The sequence below is a fragment of the Psychrobacter okhotskensis genome (assembly GCF_965638355.1).
Taxonomy (GTDB): domain Bacteria; phylum Pseudomonadota; class Gammaproteobacteria; order Pseudomonadales; family Moraxellaceae; genus Psychrobacter; species Psychrobacter okhotskensis.
Window position 1 is genome coordinate 319,706 of record NZ_OZ281822.1, and the last position, 15,717, is coordinate 335,422.

The window sequence follows — 15,717 nt, forward strand, 5'->3', positions numbered from 1 at the left end:
TAGTAGGGTGGCTTTTTTATGCTTATTTTTTGAGTATTTAGTGTTTTAACTATTTACCAAAATTACCGGTTTGATAATCGCGAAACGTTTGTTTTAATTCTGCTTGAGTATTCATGACAAAGGGGCCATAACCGGCGATAGGTTCGCCGATAGGTTCCCCGCTCAGCAGCAATAATTTAACGGGTGCTACTGCTTTTTCCGCATCAGCCGTTGCTGGATAAGCCAATTCAATAGTGTCCGTAGTATCCGTATTGACTGCCGCATCGGTCGTGATTATAGAGGTATTTTCATTTTGTAAGTCTGTGCGGGTTTTGCTAGGCGCTACAAACTGAATCAGTTGACCAGCTACGACGTGCGTACCATTGACCAACAGCTCGCCTTCTTGCACCAATAACAAAACATTATGAAGGTTCGGTATCTGTAGCGTCGTCGATCCTGCTGCCTGTAACTCGATATCCCATAAGTTAATAGGGCTAAAGGTGCTGGCAGCGCCGGTTGTCCCTTGCCAATCACCTGCGATAATAGCCGCTTTGCCAATCACGCTTTGGTTGATAGAATCTCTTTGATTGGTAGCATCTTTTTGACTGGTCACTTCTTTTTGGACGCCAGCATTGCTATCAGCCAGCAACTCGACAACCGGCATATCTGCACGCCTGATGGTTTGATACTTCGGGTTAGTCAGTTTGTGAGCACTGGGGAGGTTCACCCACATTTGCACCATACTAAAGACGCCACCGCGCTGACCAAAATCCTGCGAATGAAACTCTTCATGCAAGATGCCGCGCCCTGCGGTCATCCATTGCACATCACCTTCGAAGATAACACCATTGCCACCCGTTGAGTCCACATGACTGATTTCACCAGAGTAAGCAATGGTGACAGTCTCAAAGCCTTTGTGCGGATGCTGTCCGATACCATGAGGCTGTACGTGATAATCGGGGTTGGGCGCAAATTTCGTCGGCTCGCCATAATCAAACAATAAAAAAGGGTCGGTATGGCTATAATTAAAATTGGGATCATTCTCAAGATGGTTGATCAAGGTTTTTACATAAAAACCATCACCTACCCAATGCGGCGCTTTATCTCCATGAATATGTTTAATTGCACGCATTGTTCACCTCGCAAGCCCAAGCTTATTTTTAAAGTTGTTTAAATGGCTAATATATTTTTTATTATGAACATATAGTTTATTATGAATATATAGTGATTGTTCTTTTATTTTCAAAGTTATCAAGCTTCTTATGCTAAAAAAGGTCACTTAACGACAGTATTAAGTATCCTGTTTTATCAAACCATTTCACCGCACACAAAGCCACTGGCCCACGCCCATTGGAAGTTGTAGCCACCGAGCCAACCTGTGACATCCAATACTTCACCGATGAAATATAGCCCGTCCTGAAAGTTGCTTTGCATGGTTTTTGACGAGACTTCATCTGTATTGACGCCGCCACGGGTGACTTCAGCCGTCCGATAGCCTTCAGTGCCGGATGGTTTTAACTGCCAGCCGTTGAGCGTCACCCCCAGTTCGGTCAGACGTTCGTCTTTAATATTGGCAAGCTCGGTATCTTTTATATCGTCCCACAGGTGCGTCTGTAGGGCCGCCAGTAGCTTTTTGGGTAAGGCACTATCGGTATAGTCGGCCAAAACGGTACGGATGAGCTGCCTTGGATGCGACTTTTTATGAGCGAGGAAAAGCGCCGTCACATCGATATCTGGCAGCAAATTAATACGGATGCTTTCGCCAGTCTGCCAATAATTTGACAACTGCAACATGGCAGGGCCAGAGAGCCCGCGATGGGTAAACAGTATTGGCAACTTAAAGGAGATACGCTCATTACTGGCAATCACCGGCAGACTGATACCCGCCAAAGCACGGATAAGATCGCCGGTTTTATCCGTAAAAGTAAAGGGTACGAGGCTGGCATCAGTGGAGATGAGCTGATGGCCAAACTGCTGCGCCAATTCATAGCCCAAGCCGCTAGCACCCATGGTTGGGATAGACAGTCCGCCTGTCGCCACTACTAACGATTCGCAGCGGTAGCCTGTTTGCGGCAGCTTAGCTTGATTGCCTGATTCTTTTCTCTCTTGCTTGTCTTTTTTGCTGAGTTGCTTGGTTGTCAGTAATTCAAATCGGGCATTTTTATCATTTTTAACCGCTTGAACGCTTTCAACCTGCGCATTTAGCTTTACTTGCACGCCTACCGCGCTACATTCGTCAAGTAGCATGGTCAAAATATCTTGTGCAGAGTCATCACAGAACAGCTGCCCGTGCTCGCGCTCGTGATAGCGAATTTTGTGCGCTTCCACCATACCGATGAACTCCCAGCTGGGATAACGACTCAGTGCTGACTTACAAAAATGCTGATTGGCACCGATAAAGTGCTCAGGCTCGACGAAGTAATTGGTAAAGTTACAGCGTCCACCACCTGACATCAGGATTTTTTTACCCGCTTTATTGGCATGATCTAGGACCAATACGCGGCGACCACGGCGACCGGCCGTGAGCGCGCAATACAACCCTGACGCACCAGCGCCAATGATGATGACATCATAATAGGTATGAGAGTGTCCTGTACGCTGATTGTCCATTGCGATTGGTTCCATAAAGCGATAAGTTTAAAAAGGTAAAAATAATATGCCCAGCTTACTTTTATAGCTTAGGGTTTTGCCTATATTAGCCAAACATAATCTTTAGAGTGGCTATTGTCCATATTTAACCAGAGGTTACAAGGATTAAATCTCAAGGTCGTTAAAAGTCGCGATAAACACGTTGTTAGAAACAGCAAGAAAAATTGATATCAGCCGTGCGTGATCTATCGATATGACTTTTTACTGACTATAGATTTTATAGCGAGTCACTAATGATAAGTTGTGCAGCGGAATTGTTATGATTGAGCGTTGATGCCTTGCAACCGTTGCGCTAATTTGTCAAACTATCATTGAGTGTCACACATTATGGAAGATGACCCTTATTGCCTCTATAGCTACTCGTTATTGACGATCCGTTATACAGGTCATAATAATTAGAAGAGGACGATGACTATGACTCAAAAATCATTTCCCGTTGCAGCTGAGTTTGCCGCTGCTGCCAATACGACAGCTGAGCAATACGCTGCAGACTATAAAAGGTCTATCGAGTCGCATGAAGCGAACGACGCTTTTTGGGCTGAGCGCGCTGAGCTGATTGATTGGATCAAAAAACCCACCAAGATCAGCGACGTTAATTATGATTTAGATGATTTTCGTATCAAGTGGTTTGAAGATGGCGAGCTGAATATCTCAGTCAATTGCCTCGATCGACATCTAAAAAACAACCCTTACAAACCCGCTATTATTTGGGAAGGTGATCATCCCTCCCTACACAAAATTATCTCCTTCAAAGAATTGCATGCGGCGGTATGTCGCCTAGGCAACGCGATGCGTAAGCTTGGCGTCAAAAAAGGCGATCGTGTGACCTTGTATATGCCCATGATACCAGAGGCGATGATCGCTATGCTGGCATGTGCACGTATCGGTGCCATCCATTCTGTAGTATTTGGCGGCTTCTCTGCTGAGAGCTTGGGCAATCGCTTGATTGATAGCCAGTCCAAAATTGTCATTACAGCTGATGAGGGGCTGCGCGGTAATAAGCATACGCCGCTCAAAGCCAATGTCGATCGCGCCTTGGATATGGATGGCACAGACAGTGTAGAAAAAGTCGTTGTTGTGCATCGTACGGGTAACTCTGTACCGATGAGTGGTCGCCGTGATATTTGGTATCATAATTTGGTCGACGGTGAGTCAGAGCAGTGCGAACCTGAAGTGATGAATGCCGAGGATCCGTTGTTTTTATTATACACTTCTGGCTCGACAGGTAAGCCCAAAGGCGTGCTGCATACCACTGGGGGCTATATTACTTATGTGCTATCGACCTTTCGAGACGTCTTCGATGTCAAAGAAGACGATGTCTTTTGGTGTACAGCCGATGTCGGTTGGGTGACTGGTCATACTTATGCGACCTATGCACCGCTTGCCAATGGCACGACGACGCTGATGTTCGAAGGAGTGCCAGAGTATCCAACTTGGGCGCGTATTGGTCATATTATCGACAAGCATGATGTGACTATTTTATACACCGCACCGACAGCTATTAGAGCAATGATGAAAGAGGGGGATACCTTCGTTCGGGAGTCGGATCGCTCAAGCTTGCGCTTGCTTGGGTCAGTTGGGGAGCCGATCAACCCCGAAGCGTGGGATTGGTACTATCACGTCGTTGGTGATGGCAAATGTCCGATTGTCGATACGTGGTGGCAGACCGAGACGGGCGGTATTCTCATGGCACCAATACCGGGCACGGTCAATATGAAGCCGGGCGCTGCGATGAATCCGTTGTATGGCATCAGACCAGAAATCGTCGATAGTGACGGCGTGGCACTCGAAGGCTCTGCTGAAGGCAACTTGGCTATTAATAGTAGCTGGCCGGGACAGATGCGTACCATCTATAATGATCATAAGCGCTTTTTGCAGACTTACTTTACAGAGTATCCGGGTTATTATTTTACCGGTGATGGCGCGCAGCGTGACGAAGATGGACACTATTGGATTACCGGCCGTGTCGATGACGTGCTCAATGTCTCTGGACATCGATTGGGTACGGCAGAAATCGAAAGCGCCGTAGTGGCTCATCCTGCGACTGCGGAGGCCGCTATTGTCGGTATGCCGCATGATATCCGCGGTATGGGGATATGTGCCTTTGTCATTCTCAAGTCGGGTGAAGCCTCAAGCGAGTCGCTAAAGGCGGAGCTAAACCGTCATGTGCGTGCAGAGATTGGGCCGATTGCCAACTTGGATGCTATCTATATCGTCGATGCGCTGCCAAAGACCCGCTCGGGCAAAATTATGCGCCGCATCTTACGCAATCTTGCCGCTGGGCAATATGTTGGACTGGGGGATTTGTCTACCCTTGCAGACAGCTCAGTCATTAATCAACTGGTCGAGGTGGTCAAAGCCGAACGTGCGGCATAGTGGTCATGAGCACTTGATAAATAAAATAACATCTACTTTATAAATGTTCACATAAGCCATGCTATTAAAGGTAGCATGGCTTTTTTACGCAGAGGTTATTGATATTAGGGCCTATTAAAGGTTCAATATTATCTAAAAACCAGCCAATCAAAAGTAATATGCTATGCTTATAAATGCTATTTTCTGACGACTTATATTGAATCAACGATATTGTAAAAGGCCTACTGTCATTATGACTGATCATTCTGCACCCTCTGCACATACCTCAGTACCAAAAATCGCCATTATAGGTGGCGGTTTGACGGGATTGTTTACGGCCACTTTGCTTGAGCGGGAATTGGCTAAGCGTCAAGAGTCAAAGGTACAAATAACCATCTTTGAAAAATCCCGTAGCGTGGGGCGTCTGGCGACTCGCTACCGTACCGATGAAAAGACGGGCAACAACTGGCAATGGGGCTTTGGCGCGCAGTTCTTTACAGTCAAAACAGACCGTTTTAAACAATTTATCCGTCCTTGGCTGGATAATCGCCTATTGCAGCCGTGGCTTGCGCAAGTGGTTCACTTGACTGCTGCTAATGAAGATGGGCATATGCCTCAAATCGAGCCAAAAGAGCAGTGGGATACAAAGCATGCACGTTATATCAGCATCCCAAAAATGACCAGCTGGGGGCGTGCATTGGCCGATGAGTTGCAGCATACCTGCATAGCATTTAAAACCCGTGTCGCGCCATTACATAAAGCGCATTTTGTAGAGAAAAATAGTGCTGATAGCAAAACGGAACTGTTCGATGAAGAGGGCAACAGTCTTGGCGGCTTTGATTGGGTGATTTGTACCGCGCCAAATGCTCAGGCGCTAGAGTTGATGGCAGATAGCGGCTTTACGAGACAAGCTGATATTACTAAGCCAAAAATGCAGGCGTGTTATACATTGATGCTAGGCTGGGATGAGGTGCCACAGTTACCTGCGATCTTTACGAGTCAGGCATCAGTAAGATGGGATGTAGCCTACGTCAATAATTCGCCATTAGATAGAATATTCATTGAGCATCAAAAGCCTGCTCATAGTGCACTACTGCCAAGCGTGACTATCCATGCGCGTAATGACTGGTCAGAAACCCATGTCGATGAGGATATAGAGACCATAAAAGCGCAATTACTAACAGCGGCCAAACAAGCGCTGAATTGGAGTGCTCAAACCGCACCTACCCAAATCGATTGTCATCGCTGGCGTTATGCAGCAACGATTGTCGATGATAACAAAAGACTGGGTATTTTGGTCGATCAGCGGCATCAATGGATCGTGAGTGGCGACTGGTGTGGACACGGCAATATCGAAAGTTGTTATCAAATGGCAGCAGAGACGATCAGAGCAGTCACTAAAGGGATGTAATGATGAGTAAGGTTTGGTTAGTCTAATCAATTAATGAGCAATGCATCATGTCAAAAAAACTATGTTCGTTAATAAAAGCACACAAAGCAAAAGCTGCGTGCTGATTAAAAATACTCGCATTCATTAACTTATCGAATAGTGCTTTTGGCTGGTTCATAGTAGTTTGATTCAAGGATTTTTACATCGATGTGGTCATGATAGACATCTACGTAAAGAAGAGGATTGTCATCTACTACTATTTTCTTAGCATACTGCGGTATGCTACCTGAGGTGAGAGATTTTTGCATCTTTGCTCGCGCCTCTTTAGTGCTAAACAAGCAGTCTGCCTCATCTTCTCTGTCTTCCTTATTGTAGACATAGAAGTTTGCTCTATCTTGCCTTAGAATACTGGCAACTGCGGTATTGCTATAGTTTTTCGCTAGTAATGCACCGCTTGAATTGTACTTATCACTATCGGAAATTCTGGTGGTGTAACTACACAGGTAATCGCTAGCATAAGAAGGGGTGATAAATACGAACAATGAAGCTAATAAAAGGGCTTTAGTTGTCAGTGATTTCATTGTCTCTACCTCTAATTGATAAGATATACTATTTTTAGCATATAAAAATTAAATTTCCAAACTATATTTGGTAGATGAAGCATTAATCAATAAATTACAGACAAAAAAGAGCCCACAGAGGAGGTGCTGTGGGCTGAGGAAAACTGATCGTGTAGATGGACTACAGGGCAGTGATAGTAACTTGTTATTATTGGTTTTCTTGTTATTGGTCTTCTTTGCTATTGTTCAACTGAGATTAGGGTAATCATTGATAATTCAATGCGTATATATATCTGCTTACAATTCTAAGTGTACAACTGTTTTATTAGCCTCGCTATCATAGCGTAAATAATTCTTATTTGACTCTTTTGGTTACATGACATTACGTTTTTAGGTGATCTCATACATTGTCATGTTTTGAAAAACTTTTATTCAATAAATAATCTCACTTACTCAATGACAAGTATTTATGGCGTACCAAGGTTAGGTGCAGTACATGGCGCTATAAGCCTTTCAGCTTTTGTGGGTCAACAATTAGTGTTCTAAAAAAAAGGTAATTGACGTTTTTGAGTATGAAAAAAAACAATACATAAAGAGATGGCATGACGACCTGCTGGAAAAATGCTAAGCTATCCGCCATTATTATGTCTCTACTAAACTGGGTTTGCCATGACTGACCATACGCAAGTGCATACGCAGGAACCGTCAAGTGCACAAAATACCAAAAGTATTTTTAACTTGCCCAATAATCTGACGATTGCGCGTATCTTAATGATTCCGCTATTTGTGGCGATTGCCTACTGGCCACCAGCCATGGGTATCGGGATGCCAGCCATATCGGATAACGTCATCGCCCGGGTTGGTATGAGTGAGTTCAGCGACAGCTTATTACGTCACTTACTATTGACTGGCGTGTTTATCTTAGCAGCGATTACTGATTGGCTAGATGGTTACTTTGCACGTAAGCTGAATGTGGTCTCCGCGTTTGGCCGCTTTTTGGATCCCGTCGCTGATAAACTCATGGTCGCAGCCGCCCTGATTATATTGGTACAGTGGCATCCCAATATCATTATGGCGATTGCTGCGATTGTGATTATCTCACGTGAGATTGCGGTGTCGGCATTACGCGAATGGATGGCGGAGCTGGGTAAAAGTACCAGTGTGGCAGTGTCTTATGTGGGTAAGCTAAAAACCACTTTTCAGATGATTGCTATCACGGTATTGCTACTCAACTGGGAATCGCTCGAAATGATCGGCTATGTATTGATGGTCGCGGCAGTGATTTTAACCTTGTGGTCGATGTTTATTTATCTAAAAGCGGCGTGGCCTTATTTAAAGCAAAGCGGTTAGCTTTTTTTGATTTAACAGTCATTTGAGTCTGCACAAAAAACGCCAGTCGCATCGAGCCACTGGCGTTTTTTATTGTTTAAGTTTTAATATAGTGAGCGAAAAGTCATATCGATATATCAGCAATACCGTGGCGTTTTTAGGATATTTTGACCCTATGTGTAATATCGCCAATTTATTTTAAACTTTGCTTGAATGTATTGTTAAGCTATACTCAAAATAGTAAACAAAATACAAGAGAACTGGATAAAGGTACGATGAAACGTCATCAGAATAAGGAAATAGACATGGCAATATACAAAAAACAGTCGGTCGCTGCCCTTTTATTGCTTGGGTTATTAAGCGGTTGTTCTTCATCGCCAAGCATGCAACAAGAAACAGCCGATGCAGCACAAAGTACACAAGCAGAAGCCTCGCAAGACATGGCTGCAAATCGACAGGCAGAAGCATCGGTACAAGACGCTACGGAGTCAGAGCGCTTGGGCACTCAGTGGGGTGATGATGTGGACTCGGCTGTGACCACTGTTGACCTACGTCGTACCAGTGACGAACCTATCGAGCAGATGCAAGTTGCTTATGCTGACAAAAATTATCAAGGTCGTGCCCTAAATAGTCGATCGTTAGTAGCGGGTAAAGTTGATTTTTCAGTGGCGACGGATATGGGTACTTTGCCTTTATATCGTGACGCTGGTAACTATTATCTGCAAGGAAAAGCAGGCGAAGCCTACCGTCTGGTGTATCGCAATAATAGTGCCAATACTTATGAAATCGTCGCTAGTGTCGATGGCTTAAATGTCCTCGATGGTAGCACTGCCAGCCGTTATGACAGCGGTTATGTGTTAGAGCCTAACGACGATTTAGTCATTGAAGGCTTCCGTAAGAGTCAAAGCGCTGTCGCTTCTTTTATTTTCAGCAAGCCAGATAACGCCTATGCCGCCAATACGGATAGTGGTTCTATAGAAAATACTGGGGTGATTGGCACGGTCATTTATGAGCTTTATGATCCTAAGCAATCGAGACCAAAATCAAAACAGCCACAAGCTTTCCCAGCAGACGATGGCTACGCGAAACCACCGCAATAGTGACGAATACAAGTAATAAAAACGCCAGTCGCATCAAGCCACTGGCGTTTTTATTACTTGTATCTCCAATTATTTTGCTTCTACTTAATCATGAAAATACTACAGCTCGATCGAAAAATTCTCACCTAAGCTTTTTTCGATCGCGGTATCAGTAACTGCCGCCGCCGTCATTTTGACCGCGCTGGTGATCGCATTGCCATTTGCCCAGTATTCCGCTCCATGTGGCGTGACTTTTATGAGCTGAACTCTTGGGTCTTCTTTGCCTTGTTCAAAATAAGCGTTATACATAACCGACCATAGCTCATCGAGTTTTTCTTTATCTTCGACCAATTCAGCGGTACCAGAAATAGACAAATACTTATCATCGCCTTTCGTGGTATATGATAAATTTACTTCTGCATTTTGCTTAATGTTATCGACAGTTTCAGACGGCTTATGGCCGATAAACCAAATCTCTTTGGCACCAATACTGGTTTCAGTGGTATTCATCGGGCAAGAATGCAGATGGTTCTCGCCATTGCGTGTGGTCATCATGGTGTATTTAATGTCTTTTACCATCGCTTGAATGGTGTCCATTTGCGCTTGTTTATTCATAATAGTTATCCTTTACTATTTAAGATTTTAGGGTTCGAAAGTTATTAAAAAGTAACTAAAAAAGCGATGCCGATATAAATCGAAACGTTATAAAAATTACTTGTCTTTAACGACATTTCTTATAAATCTATAACCAGTTATCAATATAGCTAAATCAGCTAATAGAACTATACAGGTGGTCTGTAATGGGCTGTGAAGGTTTGTAAGTTTATAACGATAGACTTTTTAAGCACACATGATAATCAAAATTGACCCATAAAAAACGCCAGCAGGCAAAACCCTACTGACGATCAAAGTGCTCATGTTTTTTTATATTAATAAAAGTCGTGCTAAGTAAGTTTCACGCTAAATAAAAATATCACAAGGCTATAAAATATTATAAAAGGTTATAGAGAGACGGAAAATTGCTCACCGATACCTTCAGCGGTTTTGCCATCTTGTAAAGCAGCCGCAGCCATTTTGAACATATTGACAGTAGTGCTACCGCTTAACCAGCACTCAGCACCATGAGGAACGACCTTGATCAGTTGTACCTCTGGATCTTCTTTACCATGCTCAAAGAATGCATTGTAGACTGGTGACCATAGCTCATCCAATTTGGCTTTGTCGGTCGATAATTCAGCGTTACCACTGATAGAAACGTAATTTTTATCATCTTGGGTGGCATAAGATAGACCGACTTTTGGATTATCTTGAATGTCTTTTACCACGTCTGATGACTTATCACCGATGAACCAAATCTCTTTGCCACCAAGACTGGTCTCGCTGGTGGTCATTGGCCAAGCGTGCAAGTCGCCTTTGCTATTGATGGTGCTCATCATGGCAAATTTTACGTCTTTAATGACCGCTTGGATTTTGTCGATACTCTCTTGCTTACTCATGGTACATCCTTATATTTTTAAAATTATGATGGTTTTAAATTGAGGGTCTGCTTTTTATTTTGAATGACCAGTTATTCCGAATGATCGGCTGTTTCGAATCACCCGTTATTTTGAATACCAATCGCTATTAATTATTATCATTATTAGCTCGTTGTAGAATACCGATAGCACGCCACGCATTTATATAGGTTGCCCGTAATGCGATGTGAGTGTTTGTAAAATATACAATGATTGAGTAAAAAGCTGTCTGAGCCGTTAGCGCATTTTGTTGGCAATTTATCCTGCTTTTACCTGCTTATTACAGGGCTTCTTGTTATAATACGCAGACCATTTACTTTGCATGGCAGAGATGCCTTGATCTTACGGATTATGCCTTTATGATGACCATCGCCGGACAACCGTTTCTTACCGATTTTCAGACGCAGCAACTCATCAGTCAGTTCCAGCAAAAAACCGAGCTAAATGTCAGCCACATCCATACTCAGCAAGTTTATGTGCTATCACGGACGCTTGAAGGTGATGAGCAGAAAAAAGCGCTGGACCTGTTTGGCATTAAGCAAGATATCCAACTTGCCGCGCCGCAAGACAACCAATTACAAGTTATCGTTGCACCGCGTTTTGGCACCATATCGCCGTGGGCCAGTAAAGCGACCGATATCTTTAATAACTGTGATATTGAGATTAACCGTGTCGAGCGCGTCATCGTTTATACCCTAACGATTGATGCAAAAACAGACGGTGAGGTAGGTGCAACCAATAACACGTTACCTAAAGCCGCTGAGCAATTATTGTTTGACCGTATGACGCAGAGCTTGGTTTATGATTTAAATGAGGTGAATAAGCTGTTTGATGATGAGCAGCCAGCATCGCTTAATCATATCGATGTGATTGGACAAGGTCGTACGGCACTAGAAGCAGCCAATACAGAATTTGGCTTTGCGCTATCGAGCGAAGATATTGATTACTTGATGAATGCGTACGTCAATGAGCTAAAGCGCAATCCAACCGACGTTGAGCTGATGATGTTTGCACAGGCGAACTCAGAGCATTGCCGTCATAAAATCTTTAACGCTGAATGGACAGTCGATGGTGCAGTACAGCCGAAATCACTGTTCCAAATGATTAAGAATACTTATCAGTCGAATCCACAAGGTATTTTGTCAGCTTATAAAGATAACGCGGCGGTGATGGCTGGGGCAGAAGGGATGCGTTTTTACCCGATTCCTACCGATCCTCAAGATCCTAATTCAGCGCATCCGTATGGCTTCCATCAAGAAGCTATCGATATTTTAATGAAGGTCGAAACCCATAACCATCCAACAGCGATTGCCCCTTATGCTGGTGCAGCGACAGGTGCAGGCGGTGAGATTCGTGACGAGGGCGCAACCGGTCGTGGCGGTAAACCAAAAGCGGGTCTGACAGGTTTTCACGTGTCACATCTGCATATTCCAGAGCTTGCAGAAAAATGGGAGCAGTCAGGTCAGGTCAGCACCAAGGATTATGGCACGCCGGATCGTATGGCAACCAGCCTTGAGATTATGACCGAAGCGCCATTAGGCTCAGCCAATTTCTCTAACGAGTTTGGGCGTCCAAACTTATGCGGTTATTTCCGTAGTTTCCAATTGGACACTTCAGCGGCAAAAGACGGCAGCGAGATGCGCGGCTATCATAAGCCCATCATGCTGGCAGGGGGTTACGGCAATATCAAACGCAACCTGATTGAGAAAAATCCCATTCGCCAGGGTGATTTATTGATCGTCCTTGGTGGCCCTGCGATGCAAATCGGTCTTGGCGGCGGTGCGGCTTCTTCTGTCGATAGTGGTTCACTTGATGAAGGCTTAGACTTTGCCTCCGTGCAGCGTGATAACGCTGAGATGGAGCGTCGTTGCCAAGAAGTACTTGACCGCTGCTGGGCACTAACGGGCGATGATGTCGATGTAAGTAATAACAGTAAAGACGGCAACCCAATTGTCTCACTACATGATGTAGGGGCAGGTGGTCTGTCTAATGCGATGCCAGAATTGGTTAATGACCATGAAATGGGCGCGCATCTGAACTTGCGTAAGATTCCATCGTTAGAAGCTGGCATGTCGCCAATGGCCATTTGGTCAAACGAAGCACAAGAGCGTTATGTCCTCGCGATTCGCCCAGAGAGCAAAGATCAGTTCGATGCGATCTGTGCGCGTGAGCGCTGCCCATATGCCATCTTGGGCGAGGCGACGGATATCCGTCAGCTAATCGTTGATGATGAGCTGTTGGACGAGCAACCAGTCGATATGCCGATGCAAGTACTGCTTGGTGGTACACCGAAAATGCAACGCAGCTTTGAGCGTACTGAGAGCACGTTACCAGCATTAGAGCTTGGTGATGTGAATCTAGCTGAATCAATCACTGATGTATTGCGTCACCCAACCGTGGCGAGCAAGTCATTCTTGATTAGCATTGGTGACCGTTCTATCACAGGTATGGTCGTGCGTGATCAGTATGTGGGTCGCTATCAAGTGCCTGTATCAGATTGTGCAGTGACGGCTTCTGGCTTAGTGGCATTAGATGGTCAGCCAATGACTGGCGAAGCAATGAGTGTCGGCGAGCGTACGCCTGTTGCACTTATCAGTCCAAAAGCCTCGGCACAACTCGCAGTCGGTGAAGCGATTACTAACATCGCTGGTGCGCGTATCGCTCAATTGTCTGATATCACGATGTCAGCGAACTGGATGGCCGCGTGTGGTGATGACATAGAAGATGCTGCATTGTTCGACGCCGTACATGCCGTCGGTGAAGAGCTTTGCCCAGCACTCGGTATCGCTATCCCAGTCGGTAAAGACTCACTATCTATGCGTGCTAACTGGACGGATGAAGACGAGAGTGGCAGCACGGATAAATCAGTCGTTTCGCCAATGAGCTTGGTCATTACCGCTTTTGCGCCTGTTATTGACGTGGCAAAAACCCTAACGCCTGAACTTATTAACGGTGATAGCGCCTTCTACCGTATTGACTTATCTAGAGGTAAATTACGTCTAGGTGGCTCAATCCTTGCGCAAACGGCAAGTCAATTGGGCAATGAATGTCCTGACCTCGATAAACCAAGCGATTTAATCGATTTCTTCAACTTTATCCAAGCGGGCAACGCGCAAGGCGTCATCAGCGCCTATCACGATATCGGTGATGGTGGCTTGCTTGCAACGATTGCTGAGATGCAGTTTACCAGTCGTCAAGGTATCAAGCTGTCATTAACTGATGATAACTTACTCGGTCAGCTGTTCAGTGAAGAGCTGGGTGCGGTCATCCAAGTCTTGCCTGAAAACGTCGCCGCATTAATGCAATTGGCAGAAGAATTTAACGTTAGCGATATGCTCAGCCTAGTTGGTCAAAGCTCGGAAGAAGACAGCTTAATTATCCAAACGCCTTTGCACATGGGTAATGAAACTCTAAGCTTTAGCCGTAGCGAATTACAACAAGAATGGAGTCAGGTCAGCTATCAAATCGCGCGTCGTCGTGACAATCCAGCTTGCGTACAGCAAGAATATGACTTGATTAGCGATGCTAGCCACCAAGGTCTTATCGCAGCGCCAAACTTTGACCTCAATCAAAAAGTCGAAGCACCCTACTTAAACAGCCGTGCTGATTCTGATAACAGCAAACCAAGAGTTGCTATCCTACGTGAGCAAGGCGTCAACGGTCAGACAGAAATGGCAGCAGGCTTTACTCAAGCAGGCTTTGAAGCGGTAGACGTACATATGAGCGACCTGCTAGAAGGTCGTATTAATCTACGTGACTTCGACGGTCTGGTCGCTTGTGGTGGCTTTAGTTATGGTGATGTCCTCGGCGCAGGCTCTGGTTGGGCAAACTCAATCTTGTTCCATGACGAGTTACGCATGCAGTTTGTGCGCTTCTTTGCCCGTCCTGATACCTTCTCACTTGGTGTCTGTAACGGTTGTCAGATGATGGCGCAGTTAAAAGATCTTATCCCAGGTGCGGACAACTTCCCACGCTTCATCGCTAATAAATCGGCGCGTTTTGAAGGGCGTACGGTCAATGTCAAAATTGAGCGTACCAAGTCGATCTTCTTTAAAGGTATGCAAGACAGCATCTTGCCCATCGCTGTTGCGCACGGTGAAGGTTATGCCACATTGAATACCACTGAAATTGATGGTATGGCAAAACACGGTCAGCTCGCCATGCGTTATGTCGATAGCCAAGGTCATCCAACCGAGACCTATCCGCTCAATCCAAACGGTTCGCTCGGCGGTGTCACGGGTCTGTGTAGCACTGACGGTCGCGTCACGCTTATGATGCCGCATCCTGAGCGTAACTTAAAATCCTATAACCATAGCTGGAAACCAGAAGCGTGGGATGAGGACGGCGCGTGGATGCGTATGTTCCGTAATGCGCGGGCTTGGTTGCGCTAGGCTAGGTTTATTTAAATCATTATTTTGGACATAAAAAAAGGTGGGCTTCGGCTCACCTTTTTATTTGGATTTTGAGATACTATTTCATTGTTATCGATGTTAAATAAGGATTAGACTAGGTTATCCGTTAGGTCAAAAAAGGTTTATAACTATGAGTAATGACAATGAATTTTATGATGATTTATCTACCTCACTAAAACAGGCACTAGCCATTGCTAAAGAACAAAATAAACCTTCTTTAAAAGAATTGTTACTGTCGGATATGGCTCGCAGCGATGAATTCGTAGTGCGTTGTAGACAAGAAAATAAGCGTGCGCCACGATTTAAATATTAAAAATATTAGCCTAATTTCGTCATCAAGAAGTTTTGGGTAGGTTGGCGTGGAGCTTGCGACACCCAACGATTTTAGGGGAGCTATTCCTGCTTTTCGCTACTATCTTGGCTAGCACAGGGGCAGTCGCTAAGGCTAGG

Annotated in this window: 11 protein-coding genes; 6 read left to right on the plus strand and 5 right to left on the minus strand. The window is 44.9% G+C overall.

Annotated elements, in window-relative coordinates; all coding sequences use genetic code 11:
- Positions 1 to 49 precede the first annotated feature (49 nt).
- Both ACSUPM_RS01365 and ACSUPM_RS01370 read right to left on the minus strand, forming a co-directional pair.
- A complete protein-coding gene (locus ACSUPM_RS01365) occupies positions 50 to 1,111 on the minus strand; it encodes a pirin family protein (protein ID WP_350588299.1) in 1,062 nt (353 codons plus the stop codon).
- Positions 1,112 to 1,287: 176 nt separating this feature from the next.
- Entirely contained in the window at positions 1,288 to 2,604 is a 1,317-nt protein-coding gene (locus ACSUPM_RS01370; protein ID WP_350588300.1) for an NAD(P)/FAD-dependent oxidoreductase, read from the minus strand.
- Positions 2,605 to 3,042: 438 nt separating this feature from the next.
- Here ACSUPM_RS01370 and acs point away from each other — a divergent pair, with 438 nt between their 5' ends.
- On the plus strand, positions 3,043 to 5,004 hold the full coding sequence (acs, locus tag ACSUPM_RS01375; RefSeq protein ID WP_436880110.1) for an acetate--CoA ligase: 1,962 nt from the start codon (positions 3,043 to 3,045) through the stop codon (positions 5,002 to 5,004).
- Between the two features lie 232 nt (positions 5,005 to 5,236).
- Positions 5,237 to 6,394, plus strand: a complete 1,158-nt coding sequence (locus tag ACSUPM_RS01380) for an NAD(P)/FAD-dependent oxidoreductase (RefSeq protein WP_436880111.1) — start codon at positions 5,237 to 5,239, stop codon at positions 6,392 to 6,394.
- A gap of 128 nt (positions 6,395 to 6,522) precedes the next feature.
- Here ACSUPM_RS01380 and ACSUPM_RS01385 read toward each other — a convergent pair whose 3' ends face one another.
- The gene (locus ACSUPM_RS01385; RefSeq protein WP_025651900.1) at positions 6,523 to 6,954 is read right to left on the minus strand and encodes a hypothetical protein; all 432 of its coding nucleotides are present in this window, start codon (positions 6,952 to 6,954) and stop codon (positions 6,523 to 6,525) included.
- Between the two features lie 648 nt (positions 6,955 to 7,602).
- Between ACSUPM_RS01385 and pgsA the strand changes: the two genes are divergently transcribed.
- Entirely contained in the window at positions 7,603 to 8,283 is a 681-nt protein-coding gene (gene pgsA / locus ACSUPM_RS01390) for a CDP-diacylglycerol--glycerol-3-phosphate 3-phosphatidyltransferase (RefSeq protein ID WP_025651901.1), read from the plus strand.
- Between the two features lie 284 nt (positions 8,284 to 8,567).
- A complete protein-coding gene (locus ACSUPM_RS01395; protein ID WP_101211650.1) occupies positions 8,568 to 9,362 on the plus strand; it encodes a hypothetical protein in 795 nt (264 codons plus the stop codon).
- Positions 9,363 to 9,461: 99 nt separating this feature from the next.
- Here the strand turns inward: ACSUPM_RS01395 and ACSUPM_RS01400 are convergent, their stop codons facing one another.
- Both ACSUPM_RS01400 and ACSUPM_RS01405 read right to left on the minus strand, forming a co-directional pair.
- Positions 9,462 to 9,956 (minus strand): pyridoxamine 5'-phosphate oxidase family protein, encoded by a 495-nt coding sequence (locus tag ACSUPM_RS01400; RefSeq protein WP_101211649.1) that lies wholly within the window; start codon positions 9,954 to 9,956, stop codon positions 9,462 to 9,464.
- Between the two features lie 386 nt (positions 9,957 to 10,342).
- Positions 10,343 to 10,837, minus strand: coding sequence for a pyridoxamine 5'-phosphate oxidase family protein (locus tag ACSUPM_RS01405; RefSeq protein WP_025651904.1), 495 nt, complete (start codon positions 10,835 to 10,837; stop codon positions 10,343 to 10,345).
- A 377-nt stretch (positions 10,838 to 11,214) separates the two neighbouring features.
- Between ACSUPM_RS01405 and purL the strand changes: the two genes are divergently transcribed.
- Positions 11,215 to 15,246, plus strand: a complete 4,032-nt coding sequence (gene purL, locus ACSUPM_RS01410; RefSeq protein WP_436880112.1) for a phosphoribosylformylglycinamidine synthase — start codon at positions 11,215 to 11,217, stop codon at positions 15,244 to 15,246.
- 151 nt (positions 15,247 to 15,397) lie between these two features.
- On the plus strand, positions 15,398 to 15,580 hold the full coding sequence (locus tag ACSUPM_RS01415) for a hypothetical protein (RefSeq protein ID WP_201617181.1): 183 nt from the start codon (positions 15,398 to 15,400) through the stop codon (positions 15,578 to 15,580).
- Positions 15,581 to 15,717: the final 137 nt, after the last annotated feature.

Excerpts from the sequence above, each read along its gene's own strand:
- ACSUPM_RS01415 (WP_201617181.1), top strand. The coding sequence starts at position 15,398 with ATGAGTAATGACAATGAATTTTATGATGATTTATCTACCTCACTAAAA.
- ACSUPM_RS01395 (WP_101211650.1), top strand. The coding sequence starts at position 8,568 with ATGGCAATATACAAAAAACAGTCGGTCGCTGCCCTTTTATTGCTTGGG.
- pgsA (WP_025651901.1), top strand. The coding sequence starts at position 7,603 with ATGACTGACCATACGCAAGTGCATACGCAGGAACCGTCAAGTGCACAA.
- ACSUPM_RS01405 (WP_025651904.1), bottom strand. The coding sequence starts at position 10,837 with ATGAGTAAGCAAGAGAGTATCGACAAAATCCAAGCGGTCATTAAAGAC.
- ACSUPM_RS01380 (WP_436880111.1), top strand. The coding sequence starts at position 5,237 with ATGACTGATCATTCTGCACCCTCTGCACATACCTCAGTACCAAAAATC.
- acs (WP_436880110.1), top strand. The coding sequence starts at position 3,043 with ATGACTCAAAAATCATTTCCCGTTGCAGCTGAGTTTGCCGCTGCTGCC.
- ACSUPM_RS01370 (WP_350588300.1), bottom strand. The coding sequence starts at position 2,604 with ATGGAACCAATCGCAATGGACAATCAGCGTACAGGACACTCTCATACC.
- purL (WP_436880112.1), top strand. The coding sequence starts at position 11,215 with ATGATGACCATCGCCGGACAACCGTTTCTTACCGATTTTCAGACGCAG.
- ACSUPM_RS01385 (WP_025651900.1), bottom strand. The coding sequence starts at position 6,954 with ATGAAATCACTGACAACTAAAGCCCTTTTATTAGCTTCATTGTTCGTA.
- ACSUPM_RS01365 (WP_350588299.1), bottom strand. The coding sequence starts at position 1,111 with ATGCGTGCAATTAAACATATTCATGGAGATAAAGCGCCGCATTGGGTA.
- ACSUPM_RS01400 (WP_101211649.1), bottom strand. The coding sequence starts at position 9,956 with ATGAATAAACAAGCGCAAATGGACACCATTCAAGCGATGGTAAAAGAC.